This window comes from Erythrobacter crassostreae (assembly GCF_019204045.1).
Lineage (GTDB): Bacteria > Pseudomonadota > Alphaproteobacteria > Sphingomonadales > Sphingomonadaceae > Erythrobacter > Erythrobacter crassostreae.
This window is the reverse complement of the sequence record NZ_JAGSPC010000001.1, coordinates 1,861,387-1,882,230: the sequence shown is the minus strand read 5'-3', so window position 1 is coordinate 1,882,230 and position 20,844 is coordinate 1,861,387. Positions and strand designations below refer to the sequence as shown.

Genomic DNA, 20,844 nt, shown 5'->3' with positions numbered 1-20,844 from the left:
CACAGTCAGCTTGGACGATCTGCCAATTCGCTCAATTCCTTTGTCCGCGCTTCTGTCAAAGCGGTCTTGCATGTCGAAACGAGCAGCGGTTCCAAACTTCCCCCGCGCGCCCAATATCCATCAACGCGGCAATGGGCATCGCGGTACGTGATCCACGCCCGCTGTCCCTCCAGCAAGCTGGCGAACCATCCGGGGCGATCATCCCATTCCGGATTCCAACCTTCATCGCGAGCCTTCATTTTGGCGCTGGTGACCTTCCACTGGGCATTCAGTTCTGCATCGGCCAACCGGTAATCAATTGCAGCGCAAATGTTCATCTCTTGCTGGATGCCCTGATCGCGTTTTTCTTCGTCACACACGGGCATAGGAGGAGCCTGCAACAACAAAGATAGCAATAAAGCGGACATTCTTTTCTCCTCAATCGAGCGCGGCAAACCCTTGCGCCAGATCGGCTTTGATATCTTCGATATGCTCGATGCCAACAGAGACGCGGATTACATCAGGCCCTGCGCCAGCCGCAATGAGCTCGTCGCCTTCAAGCTGGCTGTGTGTGGTGGATGCCGGATGGATGATCAGTGAACGCGTATCACCAATGTTCGCCAAGTGACTGAACAGCTTGATGTTTGAGACGAGCTGAACACCGGCTTCGTGCCCGCCTTTTAACCCGAAGGTGAAAACGGCCCCGCCTTTTCCGCCAAGATATTTCTGGGCATGCGGGTAATACGGGTTGTCCGGCAGACCGGCGTAGCTGACCCATGAGACCTGATCTTGCTCGGTCAGCCATTCCGCTAGAGCCATCGCATTGGAACAGTGACGCTCCATTCGCAGATGCAGCGTCTCCATGCCAGTGAGCGCCAGAAACGCGTTCATCGGGGCCATAGCGGGGCCAAGGTCGCGCAGGCCAAGGACGCGGCACGCGATGATGAAAGCAATCGGACCGATCGGCTCCAACGCATCGACCAACACTGCTCCGTGATAGGAGCCATTGGGCTCCGTGAGCGAAGGGAATTTGTTGCCCTGCGCCTTCCAATCGAAATTGCCGCTATCCACCAGAACGCCGCCAATGGCATTGCCATGACCGTTCAGGAATTTTGTGGTCGAATGCACAATGATATCCGCACCGTGTTCAATCGGACGGCAAAGCGCGGGACTGGCCATGGTGTTATCGACCATCAGCGGCACACCGCCGGCATGGGCAACATCGGCAATCGCCGAGATATCACTTACAACTCCGCCCGGATTGGCGAGGCTTTCGATGAACACGACGCGCGTTTTGTCATCCATTGCAGCGCGAACATTTTCCGCGTCGTCGGCATCGACAAAGCGGGTTTCCCACCCGAACTTCTTAAACGCCTCACCAAGTTGGTTGAGCGATCCGCCATACAGCTTTTTGGCGGCAACGATGTTGCAACCCGGCTCCATCAACGTGTGGAAGGCGATCAATTGAGCTGCGTGCCCCGAGGCAACACCCAATGCGCCAACACCGCCCTCTAACGCCGCGACTTTCTTCTCAAGCGCATCATTCGTCGGGTTCATGATCCGTGAATAGATGTTGCCGAACTCTGCAAGCGAAAACAGGTTTGCAGCATGCTCAGGACTGTCAAAAACATAGGACGATGTCTGATAGATCGGTGTGATCCGTGCATTGGTCGTCGGATCGGGCACGCAGCCAGCATGGACAGTCAAAGTTTCGAGGCGTGTCTCAGGCGGCAGATCAGTCATGACAGGGCACTTTCGCAATATTGTTTCATGGTGGATGCATAATACGGTGCACCGCGCCGGTCACCCTCCCCTTTGACGAGGGATTCTATCGCGGAGGCTAGCATAGCTATATTAGCGAGCGACAACGATCCGAGCGGTTCGACATAGATACCAATCGTAAACAGGATCGCGCCAGTCTCTGGTAAGCGCCGCAACGTCTGTCTTTCGGATCGAACAAAAAGGGTTTCGCCCGCATTTTGAGGCGTGACATGGGCAAAAGCATGCTCTGGCAACTCTCGCGCCAGCCAGCACCGCTTATCGGTTGGCGCGACAAACCAGTTGCATCGGCCATAGATTGCGCCCGGTTTGAGCGTGTCCATAAACCGGTCCACACCGGTCGCGAGGTGTTCTTCATAGCCCGCAATCGGCGCATGAAGCGCGCGCAGTGGTAGACCGATCTTGTCTTTGGGGTGCCAGTCAGAAGGCCATGCAACGGCGGCTCCGATCAGACGGTAAACATCCTCACCTGCGCGCTTTGTGAGCAAACACATATCTTCGTGTCTGGAGAGAGCAGCTTCGCGAAGCGCACCGGCGATTCCGAGCATTTCGGCAAGTTCTTCGCCCGGAACATCGGCTTCCGGTAGTATCTGCACACCTTCGGACCATTGCTCAAAGCCTTCCGCACGCGCCGCAATGTCCGCATTTGGCTGTAGCCATTCTTCTTCCGAAAGCCGAACGAGTCCCATGCGAAGCTGCCCTCCGCCCCGCGCCTTGGGCAGCAATGCATCGACGGAAAACCCTAGCCTCATTGCGTGCCGGATTGCCCCAACCGCTCGCATCTCAGCTTGAGCCCGTATTCATCCAGCCAATCGGCATCTGCCGGGAGCAAGTACTGCAATGCTTCGGGAAGCAACCCGTGCAAGCTGTTGGCATGGACAAGATCATTGCGCCGGTCGGAAAAACACACATCCTGCGTCTCCTCCATAGCGTCGGCAAGATCCATGATGCCTTCTTCGGTGGCACCGCCCTCATCCGCAATGGAAAGGTAAATGGGCGGCTTGCCTTCAAACGGGCCAGTGATCTGGCGCGCCAAGGCTTGATTGCTCCACTGCATGCTCGGAGAGATGGCTGCATAGCCATCGAACAGCTCATCACTGTTCATCCAGGTCTCGACCACAAAATGCCCCGCCGCGCTTTCGCCCACCAGAACATCTGTGCCGCTTGTACGGTATGTCTGCTCGATCAATGGTTTGACACTGCCCGCGATCCACTTGCGAAAGGCCGCGCTTTCGCCTGCGGTGGGATACTGTCCTTGCTCCGCCGGATCACTCGTCGCAGGCAGCAATTCGCGCTGCCGGTCTTTGGTCTCGATCCCGACGATGATCGCCTGCTCGCTGCGCCCCCAAAGCCTGTTCCAGCGCTCTAGGCCGGTCACGAGCATCAAATCCTGCTGCATGCCGCCATCAAGCATATAGACGACCGGCCAGCGCTTTTCGGGCTCGTCATGATAGCCAGCGGGCAGAATGATGTTCAGTTTTCGCTGCTCGCCCAACGCTTCGAGGCTGTGTTGCTCTCCGATGATGATTGGCGTGGCCTCGGAAAGGTATTCCCCCTCCCAAAGCTGCATTTCATATCGGCCGTCGCGCTTCTTGCGTGAGATCCAGAATGTCCCGCTCGCGTTTCTGGGCGGAGTGAACTGAAGGCCGCATTGGACCAGCAGTTCCTGATATTGCAGCTGTACCGGATAAGACCTGCCCGATTTGCTTTCGACCCGTCCTCGGATAATCGCAGGATTACCGTAAGACTTGGGCCACTCGATTTCACCTTCGACAAAGAATGTGCCCTCGATCTTTCGCAACGCGCTATCTTCGCGAAGCTCCTCGCGGGCTTCGAAGGGCGAACCGGACATCGTGCAGGCTGATGCATCGACGGGGAGCGCGATTGCCCCGGCCAATACAAAGAGGCCCGCTATGCGCATGCTAGGCGGCCTCGCTTACTTTGCAGACCCTTGCAGGTTCCTCACGCTGAAGAGCCGTCAGGCCAAGTTTCGCAAACAGCGCTCCATCGCTGTCATCACCAGCGTTCGGCGCTGTCAGCAATTTGTCCCCTGTGAAAATCGAGTTTGCTCCGGCAAGAAAGCACAAAGCCTGTGTCGCTTCGGACATGCTTTCACGTCCTGCCGAAAGCCTGACCATGCTCATTGGCATCGTGATGCGCGCAACCGCGACTGTGCGGACAAATTCAATGTCGTCGATCTGCGCAAGCGGCGTATCAGCGAGCATATCGCCCAGCACCGTGCCTTTGACCGGCACAAGCGCATTGACCGGAACGCTCTCAGGATGCGCTTCCAGCGTCGCGAGCGTATGAACAAAGCCAACGCGGTCCTCGCGCGTTTCGCCCATCCCAATGATCCCGCCGCTGCACACATTGATGCCCGATTTGCGCACGTGATCCAGCGTGTCGAGACGGCATTGAAAATCGCGGGTGGAAATCACTCGCTCGTAGTATTCAGGGCTGCTGTCGATGTTGTGGTTGTAATAATCCAGCCCAGCTTCCGCGAGCATTTCGGCCTGATCCGGCTCCAGCATGCCCAGCGTCATACAGGTTTCCAGACCCATATCGCGCACGCCTTTCACTATCTCGACAATTGCAGACATATCGCGATCCTTCGGATTGCGCCACGCTGCACCCATGCAAAACCGCTGGCTGCCCTGATCCTTTGCCTGCGCAGCGCGTTGAAGCACCGCCTGCACATCCATCAGTTTGGTGGCCTCAACGCCGCTATCAGCATGGACGGACTGACTGCAGTAGCCGCAATCTTCCGGGCAGCCGCCGGTCTTGATGCTGAGCAAAGTGCACAGCTGAATCTGATCAGGGGGATGGTTCTCGCGGTGGACGCTTGCGGCCTGAAACAGCAGCTCTGTAAATGGGAGATTGAACAGGTCTGCGATTTCTTCGCGGGTCCAGTCGGCACGTATTTGAGTCACTTTCTATCGCTTCGTTTCTTCGCAGATGTTACTTCCATAGCCTGACGGCTCACAATTAAGGCCGCACTCGTAGTCGCCCTGAACGGGCTGTCCAACATGGAAGCTTCTTTCACTTTCGAGTTTCGACAACGCGGCATCGCGACACATCTCCAAACTCTCAAATTCGCCAATAGGAACGTCATTCAGAAGGTTGGAACCGTCCGGATAAACCCAACCGCTCCAAACGTCGGGATCGCCGCAGCCAGTCAAGAGCAGAGCTACCGTGACAATAAAGGCTCTGCTCACTCCGTCGCCTCGTCCAGATCCTCACCCAGCGGCGGCATATTATGCCCGAGCAACGTAAGGATGTCCGCAGCGCATTCGACCACGTTTGAGCCGGGTCCGTAGATGCCCTGCACGCCTGCTTCGCGCAGGAAGTCGTAATCCTGCGGCGGGATCACGCCGCCTGCTGTGACCTTGATATCGCTCCGGCCCGCTTCTTTCAGCAATCGGATGAGTTCAGGGATGAGCGTCTTGTGCCCCGCCGCGAGGCTCGATGCTCCAACTACATCGACATCGGCTTCGATAGCGTTGTCGCATGTTTCTTGCGGGGTCTGGAACAGCGGGCCTGATACAACCTCAAAGCCCATGTCCGAAAACGCACTGGCGATAACATTGGCGCCGCGATCATGGCCGTCTTGGCCCATTTTCGCGACCATGATGCGCGGTTTGCGGCCCAGTCGGCGCTCGACTGCGTCAACGCCATCTGTGACCTGAGCCCAGCGGCGATCAAATTCGTACGCGCTTTTGTAGACACCAGTGACGGGTTTCGGCGTCGCATCGTGGCGGCCGAAGACCGTTTCCATCGCCATCGAAATCTCCCCCAGTGTCGCATCATGGCGCGCTGCTTCCACCGCGAGCTCAAGCACGTTGCCGCCGCCCAATGATCCCTCTGTGAGAGCCTTCAAAGCGGCCTGACATGCGGCTTCATCACGGTTTGCGCGCACTTGCTCGATCCGTGCGATCTGGCCCTTGCGCACTTTCGCATTGTCGATGTCGAGCGTGTCGATGGGGTCTTCTTCGTCTTTGCGATACTTGTTCACACCGACGATCACGGTCTCACCCTTGTCGATGCCGGTCTGCTTTTCCGCTGCGGCGCGTTCAATCGCAGCCTTGGGCGCGCCGGTGGCGACATAAGCGGTCATCCCGCCTGCCGCATCGACTTCCGCCATCAACTTTTCGGCTTCTTCAACCAGCGTCGCGGTCAGCGCTTCGATATAGTGCGAGCCCCCGAGTGGATCGACGACGTTGGTGATGCCGCTTTCCTCTTGCAGCACCAACTGCGTGTTACGCGCGATGCGCGCGGAGAAATCCGTTGGCAGCGCAATCGCCTCATCCAAGGCATTGGTGTGGAGCGATTGCGTGCCGCCCAATGTCGCTGCCATCGCTTCAATCGTGGTGCGCATCACGTTGTTGTACGGGTCTTGCTCCTGCAGAGAGACACCAGACGTCTGGCAGTGTGTGCGCAGCATCTTCGACCGCTCGCTCTGCGCGCCCAGCCCGTCCATCACTTTGTACCACAGCGTCCGTGCAGCGCGCAGTTTAGCGATCTCCATAAAGAAGTTCATGCCGATGCCGAAAAAGAACGAAAGCCGCCCTGCAAACGCATCAATATCCAGGCCGGTCGCCATCGCCTTTTCTGCGTATTCCTTGCCATCGGCGATGGTGAAGGCGAGTTCCTGCACCGCCGTCGCGCCCGCCTCATGCATGTGATAGCCCGAAATCGAGATGCTGTTGAAACGCGGCATATTGGCCGAAGTGTAGGCGATAATATCCGACACAATCCGCATACTTGGCTCTGGCGGATAGATGTAGGTGTTGCGCACCATAAACTCTTTCAGGATGTCGTTCTGGATCGTGCCCGACAGCTTTTCCGCGGGCACTCCTGAGCGCTCCCCTGCGACGATATAGAACGCCATCACCGGAATGACCGCGCCGTTCATCGTCATCGAGACAGACATCGTATCGAGCGGGATTTGGTCGAACAGCACTTCCATATCCGCGACCGTATCGATCGCCACACCAGCTTTGCCGACATCGCCAACAACGCGCGCGTGATCGCTGTCATAACCGCGGTGGGTGGCCAGATCGAAAGCGACCGACAGCCCTTTTTGCCCCATCGCCAGATTGCGGCGGTAAAATGCGTTGGATTCCTCGGCGGTCGAGAAGCCCGCATATTGCCGGATCGTCCACGGACGGCCCGCATACATGCTCGCCTTTACGCCCCGCGTGAACGGCGCGAAGCCCGGCAGGCCCGGATCGAAATCGGCATGATCCGCTTCGGTGTAAAGCGGTTTGATATCGAAACCCTCAGGCGTCGACCACTTCAGGTCGCGCCCTTTCGATTCCTTGTCAGCGAGGGCTTTCCAGTCGGCGGGGGTACGTTTGTCAGTCATGAGAAATTCCATAACCGTTCGCCCTGAGCCTGTCGAAGGGCGAATTCGTGCTTCGACAGGCTCGGCACGAACGGGCCGCTATTTTCCAGTAAATTCAGCCTTACGCTTATCGAGAAATGCCTGCCCGCCCTCTTTCGCATCATCGCTTGCGCCGGCGATGGCCTGAGCCTCTGCCTCGGCCTGCAAGACCTGCGGCAATGCACCGTCGAGAGCCGCGCCGATATTCCGCTTGATATGGGAGTAAGCGAGTGTCGGCCCGTTAGCGAGCTCCGCAGCAAGTGCGCGGGCTTCGTCCATCAATACCGCATCATCCACGCATTTATAGATCAGACCCCAATCCTCGGCTTGTTCTGCGCCGATCTTCTCACCCAGCATCATCATGCGGGTTGCACGGGCGCGGCCTATTGCGCGGGCCAGCATCCATGTCGATCCGCCATCGGGCACAAGGCCGATATTGACGAAGGCTTGGAGGAAATACGCGCTCTTGCCCGCAATGGTAAAGTCGGCGGCCAGCGCGAGGCTGCACCCGACACCTGCCGCAGGGCCGTTTACCGCGCAGATCACCGGCACTTTCGCGCGCAGAATTTGGTTGATCGCGGGATTATAATGGTTGGAAAGCGCTTCATGCGAGCCGCCCTTGCTATCCGAAGAGCGAGCAGACAGATCGGCGCCAGAGCAAAAGCCTTTGCCCTCACCCGTGATCAAAACCGCGCGTGCATCTCCGAGATCATAGAACACCTGACCGATTTCATTCGCCATTTGCGGCGGCATCGCATTGAGCCGCTCTGGCCGGTTTAGCGTGATAGTGGTGAGCGGTCCGTCGGTTTCGACGCGAATGGTTTCAAAGGTCAAAGAAGCTCTCCCAAGCGTTTCGTTTCGCAACTGTCTTTGGCGCGCCTGAGGAGCCTGCGCAAGTCCGTTAGGGCGCGCTGCGTCATCGGTTCCACGCGCAAGCAATCAATGCGCCTCTTTGGGGGTTTCCATAATTTCGGTCAGGATGCCCTGCATATCTTTCGGGTGGAGAAAGAAGATCGGCGTGCCATGCGCCCCGATGCGGGTCGGGCCGAGGATACGTTTGCCCATAGCTTCAAACTCGGCGCGGGCTTCCTCGATATCGGGCACTTCAAAACAGACGTGATGCTGCCCGCCAGCCGGATTTTTGGCGAGGAATCCGTTGATGGGCGAGCTTTCGTCAAACGGCTCGATCAGCTCGATCTGGGTGCCTCCACTTTCCGACAACCCTGAGCCTGTCGAATGGGTGGGCGTATCGACAAAGCAGACCTTCACGCCCTGCTCGGGTAGATCGAATGGCGCCGTGATCTGCGTCGCGCCCATCGTGTCACGGTAGTGCGCGATGGAGTCTGCGATGGAAGGCGTTGCGACGCCGATATGGTTGAGACGGCCTAGTTTCATTGGATCACATTTAACTCAAAGGTTGTGAAGGTCATAAACGCAAAAGCAAATACGAGGAGAATTGAAAGCCAAGCGAACAGCTTATAGTCAGCGCGCCAGCTTGAGTGCCAGCCTTTTTCTGCCTTGCTGCAAGAACGAGAAATCCGATCCAGGCACAAAACAAGAAAAGCGAAAGGCACGCAAAGATCGTCGCTAAATCAGTCATCGTGTGATTAACTCAGCAGAGTGCAAGCAGTGTTCTGACCTAAAGCGGAATATTGTCATGTTTCTTCCAAGGGTTCTCAAGCTGCTTCGTGCGCAGCTTGCGTAGCCCCAAGGCGATCCGTTTGCGCGTGTTTCGTGGGTAGATCACCTCGTCGATATAGCCGCGCTGTGCGGCCACAAACGGGTTCGCAAAGCGGTCTTCGTATTCTTTCGTTTTCTCCGCGATTTTTTCGGCATCGCCGCGATCCTGGCGGAAGATAATCTCCACCGCGCCTTTTGCGCCCATCACTGCGATCTCGGCTGTTGGCCATGCGTAGTTGAGGTCTCCGCGAAGGTGCTTTGACGCCATCACGTCATACGCGCCGCCATAGGCCTTTCGCGTGATGATCGTGATTTTGGGCACGGTCGCCTCACCATAGGCAAACAACAGCTTCGCGCCGTGTTTGATAATGCCGCCGAGCTCTTGGCTGGTGCCGGGCAGGAAGCCGGGAACGTCCACCAGAGTCACAATCGGGATTTCAAACGCGTCGCAGAACCGCACAAAGCGCGCGGCTTTCTTTGACGAGTTGATATCGAGCACGCCCGCCAGAACCATCGGCTGGTTCGCGACCACGCCCACGCTGCGCCCCTCGACCCGGCCAAAGCCGCAGATGATGTTCGCGGCATGGGTCGGCTGGATTTCAAAGAAATCGCCTTCGTCCACAATCTTCGCGATCACCTCATGCATGTCGTAAGGCTGGTTCGCGTTGTCAGGGATCAGCGTGTCGAGGCTTTCCTCCACACGGTCCCACGGATCGTTGACTGGCAATACCGGCGCAGTCTCGCGGTTGGAGAGAGGCAGATATTGGAAGAACCGCCGCGTTGCGAGCAGCGCGTCAATGTCATTTTCAAACGCGATATCGGCGACAGACGTCTTGGTCGTATGCGTGATCGCGCCGCCCAATTCCTCCTGAGTGACTTCTTCATTGGTCACGGTCTTCACCACATCGGGGCCGGTGACGAACATGTAGCTGCTGTCTTTCACCATGAAGATGAAATCGGTCATCGCCGGCGAATACACCGCGCCGCCCGCGCATGGTCCCATAATCAGGCTGATCTGCGGAATGACGCCGGATGCGAGCACGTTGCGCTGGAACACGTCCGCATATCCGCCCAGTGACGCCACGCCTTCCTGAATGCGCGCGCCGCCGCTGTCATTCATGCCAATCACCGGCGCGCCGACTTTCATGGCGGTTTCCATCACCTTGCAGATTTTCTCCGCATGGCGTTTTGACAGCGATCCGCCGAACACGGTGAAGTCTTGGCTGTACACATAAACGAGGCGGCCATTGATCGTGCCCGATCCGGTAACAACGCCGTCGCCGGGGATCTTTTGCGTTTCCATGCCGAAATCGACGCAGTCATGCTCGACGAAGCGATCCAGCTCTTCAAAGCTGTCTTCATCCAGCAGAACGTCGATCCGCTCGCGCGCGGTCAGCTTACCCTTGGCATGCTGTGCGGCGATCCGTTTTTCACCGCCGCCCATTTCGGCAGCGGCACGGCGACGTTCCATTTCGGCGATATTGGCGGACATTGATGACCTCTGTTTGATTGATCAAAGGTCGTTGCCGTAGCCGCGCCCAAGCGTCAACTTTAGCGGGCCAAACGTGCCCCTTAGAATTTGAGCGTTAGGCTCCGCGCCAAGGCGGGGTGAATGCTTTCCGTCACTCGAAGCGCTTTGGTCATGCCGATATTCGCCTCATCACGGTTTTTCGCGATTGCCGAGATGATCTGCCGTGCGCATTCTGTGGCCGGCATTTTCTTCATCGGGTTGCCATCGTTCATCTGAGTATCGACTACAGGCGGTAGAGCCTCGATCACGTGGATGTTTGTGTCTTTTAGCTGCTCGCGCAGGCTCAGCGTGTAAAACCGCAGTCCCGCCTTGGTCGCGCAATAAACCGGCTGACGCGCGGCAGGCGATATCGCAAGGCCGCTTGTGACATTGACGATGGCCGCCTCTGGCCGCGCTTTTAGGTGCTCTATCAACGCGCCGCCCAACCGGATCGGCGCGCTAAGATTGGCATAGATGCAATCATCCGCTGCATCCGCATCGGGAGCGCCTTTTCGGAAGTCATGATCGACCAGCTGGCCTGCATTGTTGATCAGAATGTCGAGCTCTCGTGCGCCCCATTCGGCGACGAGCGCATCAACACCGGCGGCGTCTGAGAGCCCCGCTGAGATCACTTCAAATCCCTCGGCCTGCATCGCGGCAACCCGTTCTGCATTGCGGCCCGTCACTACAACGGTGGCGCCCAGCTCTTTCAACTTGAGCGCCATTTCCTTGCCAATACCGGCCGTTCCGCCTGTGAGCAGAACCGTCTTGCCTTTGATGTCCATGCTATCCGGCCCCTATTTAAACAGGACCAGTTCTTCGGCCATGGTCGGGTGGATCGCCGTGGTGGAATCGAAGTCCGCCTTGGTCAAACCGACTTTAACCGCGATTGCCGCCGCTTGCATGATCTCCGGCGATTCAGGGCCGATCATATGGATGCCCACGATCTTGTCATTCGCCGCGTCGACAATCATTTTGTAGAGGCTGCGTTCATTTCGCCCTGCCACGACATTCTTCATCGCGCGAAAATCGGACTGGAACACTTTGATATTGCCGAGGGAATTGCGCGCTTCACCTTCTGTCATACCGACGGCGGCGATGGGCGGGTGGCTGAAAACCGCGCTTGGAATGCACGAGTGATCGACCGCGTATGGCTCGATGTCGCTAAACACACTGTCGGCAAAGGCTTGCCCTTCGCGGATGGCGACCGGGGTTAGCTGGACGCGGTCTGTCACATCGCCAACAGCATAGATGTAATCGACGTTCGTCTTGCTGAATTCGTCGACCTTGATCTCACCTTTTTTGCCGAGCTCTACGCCGACTTTGTCGAGGCCAAGACCTTCGATATTGGGCACACGGCCGGTGGCGATCATGACCTGGTCAAAGTCACGCGCATCATGGCCCGTCATTTTCACGCGGAGCGAGCCATCTTCATTCTTTTCGATGCTCTCGAACTCGGCGTTGAAGCAAAACTCGATCCCCTTCGCGAGGGAGATTTTGAGCAACCGATCCTGCAATGCCGCGTCATAGCTGCGCAGGATCACATCGGAGCGGTTGACGATGGTCACGCGACTGCCAAATTCGTTAAAGATGCCCGCAAATTCGTTGGCGATATAGCCGCCGCCTGCGATCAGGATACGCTTTGGCACTTCGTCTAGATGGAAGGCTTCGTTGGACGTGATCGTGTGCTCGCTGCCAGGGAATTCAGGCACAAACGGGCGCGCGCCTGTAGCGACAAGAATGTACTTTGCGGTGATGACTTTACCGCTTGAAAGCGTGATCTCGTGATCGCCTGTAATCTCGGCACGTTCTCGGAAGACGGTCACGCCGTGATTGTCGAGCGTCTCGCCATACAAACCTTCGAGCCGGTCGATATCGGTCTGCACATGATCGCGCAGCTTCACCCAGTCGAAGCTTTTGCCTTCGATGGTCCAGCCAAATTGCGCCGCGTCTTCGATGTCTTCGGCAAAATGGGCGCCGTAAACGAGCATCTTTTTGGGCACACAGCCGCGAATGACGCAGGTTCCGCCGACGCGGTATTCCTCGGCTGCGGCAACCCGGGCACCGTGTGCGGAGGCTACGCGGCTGGCACGGGTGCCGCCTGAACCAATGCCGATTGTGAAAAGGTCATAGTCGTATTCGGTATCGGGCATTGTGGTCCTCCTATTGTGCCTGACGATATGGCGCGGGCGGCGGCTGTTGCCAACCGCCCGCGCGCATACAATCGCTTTTCGGTGCAAAGGGAGGAATTGTTACTCGGCTGGTTTAGCCTTGCGAGGATCGTGGGCCGCGCTGGCCGCCACCGCCGCCACCACCTGAGCCGCCGCCCGAGCCGCCACGGCGACCCGAACCACCACGGCGATTGCCGCCGCCTGGACGACCACCGCCGCCGCCACCGCCACCGCCGCCGGAGTGGTTTGGACGGCCCTTGCGGGATTGATGCTTTTGCTTGGGCCGTGATGGACCATCGCTTGGTCCCTCGCCGCCACCGCCGCCACGCGGTTTGCCGCCACCTTGCGGTTTCTTACGAAACGGCTTGGCTTTGACGCGCGGCTGGCGCTGTTTCACTTCGCGTTTTGTCGGGCCGACACCTTCGACGACAGCACGGAAATTTTCCGGAAGCGGCAGGCGCTCCATCTGAGCGTCGGTCGTTTTTTGAATGTCTTTCAGATATGCGCGCTCATCCTCGGCGCAAAATGCAATCGCGATACCATCTTTGCCGGCTCGCGCTGTCCGGCCAATGCGGTGGACATATTGCTCCGGCACATTGGGCAATTCGTAATTGATCACGTGGCTCACGCCCGGAATGTCGATCCCGCGCGCGGCAACATCTGTCGCGATCAGGATAGAGACCTTGCCCCGGCGAAATTCATCCAGGGCGCGCTGACGCTGGCCCTGCGATTTGTTGCCGTGGATCGCGTTGGCTTCGATGCCGCCCTGCCCCAGTTTCTTCACAACGCGGTCTGCGCCGTGCTTTGTGCGGGTAAAGATCAGCACGCGCTCAAGCTCGCCTGGAACTTCGTGCCGTCCGCGCAGCATCATTTCGAGCAGCGATTGCTTTTCGTCCTGCTGAACCATGAACAGGAATTGCTCAATGCGTTCTGCGGTTGAGCTTTCCGGAGTAACGGAAACCTGCACGGGGTTGGTGCAATAGCCGCTGACAAGTTCCTTAATCGCCTTCGGCATCGTCGCGCTGAAAAACAGCGTCTGGCGCTCTTTCGGCACCAGTTTGTTGATCGTGCGCAGCGCGTGGATAAAGCCAAGGTCGAGCATCTGATCAGCTTCGTCCAGAACCAGCACTTCGACGCCGTTCAAGTTGAACGCTTTCTGATCGATCAAGTCGAGCAAGCGGCCCGGTGTTGCGACCAGAATATCGGTGCCGCGGTGCAGCTTGTTACGGTCTTTGTTGACCGAGGTGCCGCCAACGATGACCTGCACTTTCAGGCCAGCAAGCGCGCCGTAATCTTTCGAGCTGTCGGCGATTTGCACCGCCAACTCCCGTGTCGGGGCGAGCACCAGCATACGGCAGCTCTTAAACGGGATCTGTTTGTCACTTTCGCGCAAACGGTCGATTGATGGCAGCATGAATGCCGCCGTTTTGCCGGTGCCTGTCTGGGCAATACCCAACAAATCGCGGCCTGCAAGAACGGGCGGGATCGCCTGTTCTTGGATAGGTGTGGGAACGGTATAGCCCTTGAGATCAAGCGCTTGCAGAACGGGTTGAGACAACCCGAGTTTATCAAAAGTCATTGAGAAAAATCTCGCAATATATGCGAAGCGCGCACCATAATCGGCGCGCGGTCGCGGTGGTTAAAGAACCGCCCGCGTGAATAGGGAAGTTTAGAGTGGTAGGGAGACATGCGCCGGGGCGGAGTATTTAGGGCCGCCGCTTCACGCTAGGCATGCGTGTCTCGTTCGGCGAGGCATATGGGCTTACGTTGGCGTAAAGTCAATCTGTGACGTCATTTAGGGTCGCTTCGTCGAGTCTCCTCATCAGGAGACTTAAGAAAACGAGATACTGACCAACCTTCATTTCGTCTAAGTCATGAACAAGACTATGAGCCTTTGGGTTTCTTATCCCCCGATAGGCTCCTTTGTAGATTTCCATGAATCCGCGCTGATCACTTCGTCCAGATTCTGTTTCAATATCGCTGAGGATTACTCGAGGTTTAGCCGGTGAGAACGCTTGATTTATCAGGTTGTCTCCGTCCAAATCTAAACCTGTAATTGCTCGTAACCTGTCCATAATCGCTACGATGCTATCTAGAACGGCGTTGCGGAAATTGCCGCTTTCGTAGTGTGCTGATGCAACATCAATAATTTCTGGGTGCAGGAGTTCGTTGAAACCAATCGTCAACCTAGCGGGCCGCTGGTAGTCTGAAAGTAACTCTACGATGGTTTGTACATCCGTGTAGAGTTGATCAAAATGTGCCTTTGCTACTGGCCAAATCACGCTTCCGGCACTCGGAATTTTATTTATGTTGTAGCGCTGAACGTTTTGATCACCAGTCTCAGCAACATAGGTTTCTGCAATTGGATTGTATTGCTTATAAAACGCTGGAAACGCCATCCATCGTGCGTGGTCAGCGGTCTTACTATTCAAAACCATGTCCATTGTGTTCTTTAGCGCTCTTGCACGAGCACTAGCTTTACGAAGTATTTCTTGGTCTGGCATTGCGCAACGATAAGAGAAAACTATCAGCTGGACAACCCAGCCGCTTTCATCAACGCCGTAGTGCTAGCGTCAAACTCGCCCTCGCCGCCTTCCATATCCTTGGCCATTTTCTTGCCGAGCTCCACGCCGAACTGATCGAACGGGTTAATGCCCATCAGCACGGCGTTGGCAAAAGTGCGGTGCTCGTGGAATGCGATCAGCGCGCCGAACATGCCCGCATCCAGATCATCGACGAGGAACATCGCGCTGGGCCGGTCTCCGGGGAAGCTCCGCGCGGGGTCTTTGCCGTCGGCTGACATATTGCCGCCCGCCATCAAAGCCGCGCTCTGCGCGAGGCAGTTCATCAGCAATGCTTTGTGATGCGCGGGATCAAGCTCGTCTCCCGGCGCGATGCTGGCGATGAAGTCCACGGGCACAAGCTGCGTGCCCTGATGCAGCAATTGGAACACGGCGTGCTGTGCATCGGTGCCCACCCCGCCCCACGTGATCGGCGCGGTTGAGGCGCTGACCGGCTCTCCGGTCGCAGTCACGCTTTTGCCGTTGGATTCCATCTCAAGCTGCTGGAGATAGTCGGGAAGCAGCGCCAAACGCTCGTCATAAGCAAACACGGCGCGTGTCTGACACCCGCGAAGGCGCGTGTAGTACTGGTCAGCAAACGCCGCGAGCAGCGATCCGTTGGCGCGGCCCTCAGCCTCTCGGAAATGCGTATCGATGGCCTGCGCGCCCGCCAGCATCGCCTGAAAATCCTCCATGCCCACAGCCATCGCCACCGGAAAGCCGATGCTCGACCACAGCGAATAACGCCCGCCGACGCTTTCAGGGAAAGGCAGCACGCGCGTCTCGTCCACGCCCCACTCAACCGCTTTTTCAGGGTTAGCCGTCAGCGCAACGACGCGCCCGCTCGGGTCCGAAACGCCATTGTCGCCAAGCCATTTGAGCGCGCTCGCCGCGTTCGTCATCGTCTCGGTTGTCGTGAAAGTCTTGGAAGCGACCGCGATCATCGTCGTCGCCGGATCGCAAGCCGCAAATGCCTGCTCCAAGGCGAGGCCATCAATGTTGGCGACAACGTGGACATCCATCCGCTTCAGATCACGGGTTAGCGCATCCACGGCGAGATCAGGGCCAAGCGCGGAACCTCCGATACCGATATGGATCAGGTGCTTAACCTCTCCCAGCGCGCCGTTGTGGATCGCATCCACCAGCATGCCCATCCGAGCGAGCAGCGCCATTGCCTCTTCAACATCCGCTTCGGTGCCGCTGCCACGCATTGCGCCATGGGTCGCGGGGCGGCCTTCTGTCGGGTTGACCATCCCGCCATCGAACAAAGCAGTGCGCGCAGTGTCAAAACCCGCCGCCTCTGCCAAAGCCTCAAACGCGCTCAGAAAATCGTCGCTAAGGTGCGTTTTCGACCAGTCGAGCAGGACGCCATTGGGGCCATGATCGGGAATATCGAACTCGATCCGCTGGCTCAATTTGCTCACGCGGTCAGGATCATTCGCAAAGAGATCGGCCAGCGTTGAATGCTCGATAGCCTCCAAGCGAGACCAAGCTGCGGATGTTTCGGATGATGTCATGTGTCAAACCCCTTTGCGCGATGTCCGGCTGCGAGTAAGGGGAGCCGCAATGAATGTTAAGACACAAACTGCACCTGTCGACACAGTAGAAGACGAAACGGGCACCGACACCGGCACAGACAGCTGGTGGAGCTTCACAAAGTTCGTTCTGAAACTGGTCACAGCGGTGCTGATATTCCGCATCTGCATCTTCTCACCTTTCTCGATCCCGAGCGAGAGCATGCTGCCGCGCCTGATGAATGGCGACTACCTGTTGGCGGCGAAGTGGTCATACGGGTTTTCGGGCAACTCGCTGCCGTTTGATGCGGGTCTGCCGGAAGGTCGCATCCTCGCGAGCCAGCCGGAACGCGGCGATATGGTGATCTTCAAACATCCGATCGATAACACGGACTATATCAAACGCGTTATCGCGTTGCCCGGCGATAGGATCGCAGTGTTGGGCGGTCAGCTAGTGCTCAACGGCGAGTTTATTCCGCGCGAGCAGATTGCCGATTTCGACATTCCCGTTTCGATCAACACCAGCTGCTCTTGGGGCGCGGATGAGGTCACCAGTGATGCGGGCGAGCAAGTGTGCCGGTATCGCCAATTTAAGGAAACCCTGCCCGGCGGACGCAGCTACAACGTGCTCGATTTCGGCCTGACGCAGGGCGACAGTTTTGAAGAAGTCACCATTCCCGAAGGCCATATGTTCGTGATGGGCGACAACCGCGATAATTCGCGTGACAGCCGGTTTGAAGCAATGTCGGGCGATGCTGTCGGTATTGTCCCGCAAGACAAGCTGGTTGGCGAAGCGTTCGTAATCATGTGGTCAACCGATGGCGGAGCAGAATGGCTCAAGCCATGGACATGGTTCTCCTCGGCGCGAGGAAGCCGGATCGGAACAGTGCTGTGAGTGTTGTAGCGCTATGACAAAGTTGGCCTCAGAGACCCGTGCATGGCTTGAAGCGACAGGCTTCGCAGTCGCAAATGAAGCGCCGTGGCTTGAGGCGCTGACGCATGGCAGCTTTAACGGCGGGGCCAATTCCGCGAGCGAAGCGGACTACCAGCGGCTCGAATTTCTTGGTGACCGCGTTCTTGGACTGTCTGTTGCAGCATGGCTCTACAGCGCTGGTGACGCGCCAGAGGGCCGTCTCTCTCAGAGATTAAATGCGCTTGTAAGCGGCGCAACCTGCGCGCGCATCGCTCGGGATATCGACCTTCCCGATCACATCCGGCTAGGCAAGCAAGCCCGCGAAGATGGCGGCGCGGACAGTGACAACATCCTGGGCGATGTGATGGAAGCGCTGATTGGCGCAAGCTTCATCGAGCACGGTTATGACGTTACTCGCGACTTGATCTACCAGCTTTGGCAAAGCGAACTCTCGGGTGATTCTGGCAAGGCAAAGCACCCGAAAAGCGCGCTGCAGGAATGGGCAGCGGGCAATCGCCGCGCCATGCCGAATTACGAAGTTATCGAACGAAGCGGCCCCGATCACGCGGCGCGTTTCACCGTGCAGGTCAGCGTTCACAATGTCGGCCAGGCAGAAGGCGTTGCGTCGAGTAAAGGCGAAGCTGAAAAGCGCGCCGCACAAGCATTTTTGGAGGAATACGGGTGAGTACAGAAGCGCCTACGCAATCCGGCACCACCCATTGCGGTGTCGTCGCCGTGATTGGCGCGCCCAATGCGGGCAAATCGACGTTAGTGAACAATCTGGTCGGCCAAAAGGTCGCGATTACCAGCGCAAAGGCGCAAACCACGCGCGCCCGAATGCTGGGTATCGCTCTTCACGGTCAGGTTCAAATGATCCTCGTCGATACGCCGGGCATTTTCGAGCCGAAACGCCGGCTGGATCGCGCCATGGTCAGCGCAGCGTGGGAAGGTGCGGAAAGCGCCGACGCGATCCTGTTGCTGGTTGATCCGATCAAACAGCGCCGCCATGAGCTCATCCCTCTAATCGAGGCAATGGAAAAGCGGCCCGAAAAGAAGATCCTCGTCCTAAACAAGGTCGACAAAGCCAAGAAAGAGCCGCTGCTTGCATTGGCTCAAGAGCTTTCTGAACGGGTCGCCTTCGATGAGATTTTCTTTGTGTCTGCCCTGTCTGGCGACGGTGTCGATGAGATGAAGGAATTTCTGACCAAGGCGATGCCGGAAGGCCCGTGGATGTATCCGGAAGATCAGGTCTCCGACGCATCAGAACGCCTGCTAGCAACAGAAATCACCCGCGAGCAGGTTTACGCTCAATTGCACGAAGAATTGCCCTATGATGCAGCGGTGCGTCCGGAAAGCTACACCGTGCGCCCCGATGGAAGCGTCGAAGTGCGCCAACAAATCGTGATCGCTCGCGATAGCCAGAAACCAATTGTGCTGGGCAAAGGCGGTCAGAAGATCAAAGCCATCGGCGAAGCGGCGCGGGCCGAACTTTCAGAGATATTAGGCGTGAAGGTCCACTTGTTCCTGCACGTCAAGGTCAGCCAAAAATGGTCTGAAGACAAAGAAGTATTTGAGGAAATGGGCCTCGATTGGGTCAAATAGAATATAATTACCAGTAACTCACTAAATAGAATCCAAGCACTTAAATTAATCGGTCTCGTTTAGAAACTTGCACCTCAAGTAACTCAATTCACCTTGATGGGCATTCCCTACAACTTGATTCAGACGCTCATACGTTGACTTACTTTTTCAAATATCTTCACTTTGCTCTCGGACGGGTAGATGGAGAGAAGAAATGAAAAAGACTCTTTTTGTACTAATGGCCGGCGTTGGCGCCATGAGTGTAAATGTTGCACCTGCATATGCATCAAGCTGTCTAGCAAACTATATCAGTGCACTTGGCGCGTGTCCCCCACCCGGCACCCCGGATACATCTGGGTGCGCAGGTTCCGCAGGAGCGACGTACCTTGCTTGCATCGAATCAGAAACGGCTCAGGCGCCTTGCGATGGCCCTACTTGCCGGAACGACGACTAAGAAATATCGGGCGTGCGTGATCGTGCGCCCGATAGCCTATAGTCCGTAAGTATGAGGTCAATTACCGCGATCTTGCGCAAGTTCAAAAGTATGAATTAGCGCTTCTTTGCGATCTTGATCTTCTGCTGCTTGGCAAAACTCTTGGTGGAATCCTCGCTACGGTTCAGCGCTTTGGCGATTTGCTTGAGGCCCTGCCCTTTGGAGGCAAGCAGCTTCAGCCTGCTCGCTTCTTCAGCGTTCCATGGCTGTTTGTGCCGCTCGAAATGTTCCTTGCCCATGAGTGCCGACTATAGCGGAAGCGCTTGCTTGGCGAGGATTAAGTCGTTCAGTCGCGCTTGAACTTCGCGAGTTTCGCAGCCAGCGCCGCTTCATCGAACGGTTTGACGATGTAATCATCAGCGCCCGCGCCGATGCCTTCATGGATGTCTTTCGCTTCGCCATTGGAAGTGCAGAACATCACGATTGGTTCTTTCGGTGTCGGAATTGCACGCAGTTTGGACACGAATTCGATGCCGTCCATCTCCGGCATGTTCCAATCGGTCAGAACCACAGCGGGCATAGCCTTTTTGCAGCGAGCCAGTGCTTCATGACCGTTCTCGGCTTCCACCGGAACATAACCAAGGCTCTTTGCGATCTTTGATGAAACCTTGCGGATCACGCGGCTGTCATCAACGATCAAACAAACCTTGGCGGTTTCTTTCGGGATATCCACTCCGTCGAACCGACCGCGCATCGCTTTGGCTTGTTCGACAATGGCATCTGTTCCCGACGTCTCTTCGCCGCCATGTGCCGCGTCAATCGCGTCCTGCACATCTTCGGGCGTTTCGACAGGTTCAACGTCTTCACGCGCCTGTGTCAGCCGTTCAGCGAGCGTCTTGCCTTCCATTGCATGTTTGTTGCGGTTCGGGCCGGCGTTGCGTTTGATCAGATTTTGAATGGTTCATGCTCCCCGCCAAGAACTGCGAAGTCTTGCTCATCATGCAGTGGATCGGCGTCAACATTCTCTGCAGCGCCCTCGCCCGGTGTCATCCGCACGTGCAGATACGGCATCCAGATGTCGCCATACTCTGCTTTTTGATACCAAACGTCGATCACATCATAGCTTGCCCAGATGCCGTCAGGCTCCCTCAGGCGGAGCCCTTCGCCAATGCGCGGAACCGCCGCGAAGCGAACCCGCTCCTGGTTTTGATGCGTTTCGTTTTGAACTTCGATCTCAATCACGTGTCTTGGCCCTCGATATTGAGACACGTGCTAAGGGGAAATACTAAAGGATTTATGAGCGCCGCTCGAGGTTTCTCACCGAGCGGCGCTGATCAGGG

The 20,844-nt window shown here is 57.0% G+C and carries 20 protein-coding genes; 3 read left to right on the top strand and 17 right to left on the bottom strand.

Annotation, left to right across the window (positions count from 1 at the left end):
• Positions 1 to 5 precede the first annotated feature (5 nt).
• The 14 genes from KCG46_RS09255 to pgi form a co-directional block, all read right to left on the bottom strand.
• Positions 6 to 407 (bottom strand): lysozyme inhibitor LprI family protein, encoded by a 402-nt coding sequence (locus tag KCG46_RS09255; protein ID WP_255551851.1) that lies wholly within the window; start codon positions 405 to 407, stop codon positions 6 to 8.
• Between the two features lie 10 nt (positions 408 to 417).
• Complete coding sequence (locus KCG46_RS09250) at positions 418 to 1,722, bottom strand: O-acetylhomoserine aminocarboxypropyltransferase (protein WP_218404946.1); 1,305 nt, start codon at positions 1,720 to 1,722, stop codon at positions 418 to 420.
• Positions 1,719 to 2,510, bottom strand: coding sequence for a heme-dependent oxidative N-demethylase family protein (locus KCG46_RS09245; protein ID WP_218404945.1), 792 nt, complete (start codon positions 2,508 to 2,510; stop codon positions 1,719 to 1,721). Before KCG46_RS09245 ends, KCG46_RS09250 begins: the two co-directional genes overlap by 4 nt.
• Complete coding sequence (locus KCG46_RS09240; protein ID WP_255551850.1) at positions 2,507 to 3,679, bottom strand: alpha/beta hydrolase; 1,173 nt, start codon at positions 3,677 to 3,679, stop codon at positions 2,507 to 2,509. Before KCG46_RS09240 ends, KCG46_RS09245 begins: the two co-directional genes overlap by 4 nt.
• A gap of 1 nt (position 3,680) precedes the next feature.
• Positions 3,681 to 4,688, bottom strand: coding sequence for a biotin synthase BioB (gene bioB / locus KCG46_RS09235; RefSeq protein WP_218404944.1), 1,008 nt, complete (start codon positions 4,686 to 4,688; stop codon positions 3,681 to 3,683).
• Positions 4,689 to 4,969: 281 nt separating this feature from the next.
• Positions 4,970 to 7,123, bottom strand: coding sequence for a methylmalonyl-CoA mutase (gene scpA, locus KCG46_RS09230; protein WP_218404943.1), 2,154 nt, complete (start codon positions 7,121 to 7,123; stop codon positions 4,970 to 4,972).
• Between the two features lie 78 nt (positions 7,124 to 7,201).
• Positions 7,202 to 7,975, bottom strand: coding sequence for an enoyl-CoA hydratase-related protein (locus tag KCG46_RS09225; RefSeq protein WP_218404942.1), 774 nt, complete (start codon positions 7,973 to 7,975; stop codon positions 7,202 to 7,204).
• Positions 7,976 to 8,080: 105 nt separating this feature from the next.
• Complete coding sequence (mce, locus tag KCG46_RS09220) at positions 8,081 to 8,536, bottom strand: methylmalonyl-CoA epimerase (protein ID WP_218404941.1); 456 nt, start codon at positions 8,534 to 8,536, stop codon at positions 8,081 to 8,083.
• Between the two features lie 244 nt (positions 8,537 to 8,780).
• On the bottom strand, positions 8,781 to 10,313 hold the full coding sequence (locus KCG46_RS09215) for an acyl-CoA carboxylase subunit beta (protein ID WP_218404940.1): 1,533 nt from the start codon (positions 10,311 to 10,313) through the stop codon (positions 8,781 to 8,783).
• Between the two features lie 80 nt (positions 10,314 to 10,393).
• On the bottom strand, positions 10,394 to 11,116 hold the full coding sequence (locus KCG46_RS09210) for an SDR family oxidoreductase (protein WP_218404939.1): 723 nt from the start codon (positions 11,114 to 11,116) through the stop codon (positions 10,394 to 10,396).
• A 12-nt stretch (positions 11,117 to 11,128) separates the two neighbouring features.
• Positions 11,129 to 12,484 carry a glutathione-disulfide reductase gene (gene gorA / locus KCG46_RS09205; protein ID WP_218404938.1) on the bottom strand — a complete coding sequence of 452 codons (1,356 nt, stop codon included), beginning with the start codon at positions 12,482 to 12,484 and terminating at the stop codon, positions 11,129 to 11,131.
• A 112-nt stretch (positions 12,485 to 12,596) separates the two neighbouring features.
• Complete coding sequence (locus KCG46_RS09200; RefSeq protein ID WP_218404937.1) at positions 12,597 to 14,081, bottom strand: DEAD/DEAH box helicase; 1,485 nt, start codon at positions 14,079 to 14,081, stop codon at positions 12,597 to 12,599.
• A 199-nt stretch (positions 14,082 to 14,280) separates the two neighbouring features.
• Positions 14,281 to 15,006: a TIGR02391 family protein gene (locus tag KCG46_RS09195; protein WP_218404936.1), complete on the bottom strand. Its 726-nt coding sequence runs from the start codon at positions 15,004 to 15,006 to the stop codon at positions 14,281 to 14,283.
• 23 nt (positions 15,007 to 15,029) lie between these two features.
• Positions 15,030 to 16,580: a glucose-6-phosphate isomerase gene (gene pgi / locus KCG46_RS09190; RefSeq protein ID WP_218404935.1), complete on the bottom strand. Its 1,551-nt coding sequence runs from the start codon at positions 16,578 to 16,580 to the stop codon at positions 15,030 to 15,032.
• A gap of 49 nt (positions 16,581 to 16,629) precedes the next feature.
• Here pgi and lepB point away from each other — a divergent pair, with 49 nt between their 5' ends.
• From lepB to era, 3 genes are read left to right on the top strand one after another with little or no spacing between them, the layout of a single operon-like run.
• Positions 16,630 to 17,472 carry a signal peptidase I gene (gene lepB, locus KCG46_RS09185; RefSeq protein WP_218404934.1) on the top strand — a complete coding sequence of 281 codons (843 nt, stop codon included), beginning with the start codon at positions 16,630 to 16,632 and terminating at the stop codon, positions 17,470 to 17,472.
• A gap of 13 nt (positions 17,473 to 17,485) precedes the next feature.
• Positions 17,486 to 18,175, top strand: a complete 690-nt coding sequence (rnc, locus tag KCG46_RS09180) for a ribonuclease III (RefSeq protein WP_218404933.1) — start codon at positions 17,486 to 17,488, stop codon at positions 18,173 to 18,175.
• Positions 18,172 to 19,092, top strand: coding sequence for a GTPase Era (gene era / locus KCG46_RS09175; protein WP_218404932.1), 921 nt, complete (start codon positions 18,172 to 18,174; stop codon positions 19,090 to 19,092). Before rnc ends, era begins: the two co-directional genes overlap by 4 nt.
• Positions 19,093 to 19,620: 528 nt before the next feature.
• Here the strand turns inward: era and KCG46_RS09170 are convergent.
• Genes KCG46_RS09170 through KCG46_RS09160 form a run of 3 tightly spaced genes read right to left on the bottom strand, consistent with a single transcriptional unit; the run spans position 19,621 to position 20,746 of the window.
• A complete protein-coding gene (locus KCG46_RS09170; protein WP_218404931.1) occupies positions 19,621 to 19,803 on the bottom strand; it encodes a hypothetical protein in 183 nt (60 codons plus the stop codon).
• Between the two features lie 47 nt (positions 19,804 to 19,850).
• Positions 19,851 to 20,411 (bottom strand): response regulator, encoded by a 561-nt coding sequence (locus tag KCG46_RS09165; protein ID WP_369410184.1) that lies wholly within the window; start codon positions 20,409 to 20,411, stop codon positions 19,851 to 19,853.
• A gap of 38 nt (positions 20,412 to 20,449) precedes the next feature.
• Positions 20,450 to 20,746: a hypothetical protein gene (locus KCG46_RS09160; protein WP_255551849.1), complete on the bottom strand. Its 297-nt coding sequence runs from the start codon at positions 20,744 to 20,746 to the stop codon at positions 20,450 to 20,452.
• Positions 20,747 to 20,844: the final 98 nt, after the last annotated feature.

Bases quoted from the DNA above. Each gene is read 5' to 3' on its own strand.
- KCG46_RS09255 (WP_255551851.1), bottom strand. From the start codon at position 407: ATGTCCGCTTTATTGCTATCTTTGTTGTTGCAGGCTCCTCCTATGCCC.
- KCG46_RS09250 (WP_218404946.1), bottom strand. From the start codon at position 1,722: ATGACTGATCTGCCGCCTGAGACACGCCTCGAAACTTTGACTGTCCAT.
- KCG46_RS09245 (WP_218404945.1), bottom strand. From the start codon at position 2,510: ATGAGGCTAGGGTTTTCCGTCGATGCATTGCTGCCCAAGGCGCGGGGC.
- KCG46_RS09240 (WP_255551850.1), bottom strand. From the start codon at position 3,679: ATGCGCATAGCGGGCCTCTTTGTATTGGCCGGGGCAATCGCGCTCCCC.
- scpA (WP_218404943.1), bottom strand. From the start codon at position 7,123: ATGACTGACAAACGTACCCCCGCCGACTGGAAAGCCCTCGCTGACAAG.
- mce (WP_218404941.1), bottom strand. From the start codon at position 8,536: ATGAAACTAGGCCGTCTCAACCATATCGGCGTCGCAACGCCTTCCATC.
- KCG46_RS09215 (WP_218404940.1), bottom strand. From the start codon at position 10,313: ATGTCCGCCAATATCGCCGAAATGGAACGTCGCCGTGCCGCTGCCGAA.
- KCG46_RS09210 (WP_218404939.1), bottom strand. From the start codon at position 11,116: ATGGACATCAAAGGCAAGACGGTTCTGCTCACAGGCGGAACGGCCGGT.
- gorA (WP_218404938.1), bottom strand. From the start codon at position 12,484: ATGCCCGATACCGAATACGACTATGACCTTTTCACAATCGGCATTGGT.
- KCG46_RS09200 (WP_218404937.1), bottom strand. From the start codon at position 14,081: ATGACTTTTGATAAACTCGGGTTGTCTCAACCCGTTCTGCAAGCGCTT.
- KCG46_RS09195 (WP_218404936.1), bottom strand. From the start codon at position 15,006: ATGCCAGACCAAGAAATACTTCGTAAAGCTAGTGCTCGTGCAAGAGCG.
- pgi (WP_218404935.1), bottom strand. From the start codon at position 16,580: ATGACATCATCCGAAACATCCGCAGCTTGGTCTCGCTTGGAGGCTATC.
- lepB (WP_218404934.1), top strand. From the start codon at position 16,630: ATGAATGTTAAGACACAAACTGCACCTGTCGACACAGTAGAAGACGAA.
- rnc (WP_218404933.1), top strand. From the start codon at position 17,486: ATGACAAAGTTGGCCTCAGAGACCCGTGCATGGCTTGAAGCGACAGGC.
- KCG46_RS09170 (WP_218404931.1), bottom strand. From the start codon at position 19,803: ATGGGCAAGGAACATTTCGAGCGGCACAAACAGCCATGGAACGCTGAA.
- KCG46_RS09165 (WP_369410184.1), bottom strand. From the start codon at position 20,411: ATGGAAGGCAAGACGCTCGCTGAACGGCTGACACAGGCGCGTGAAGAC.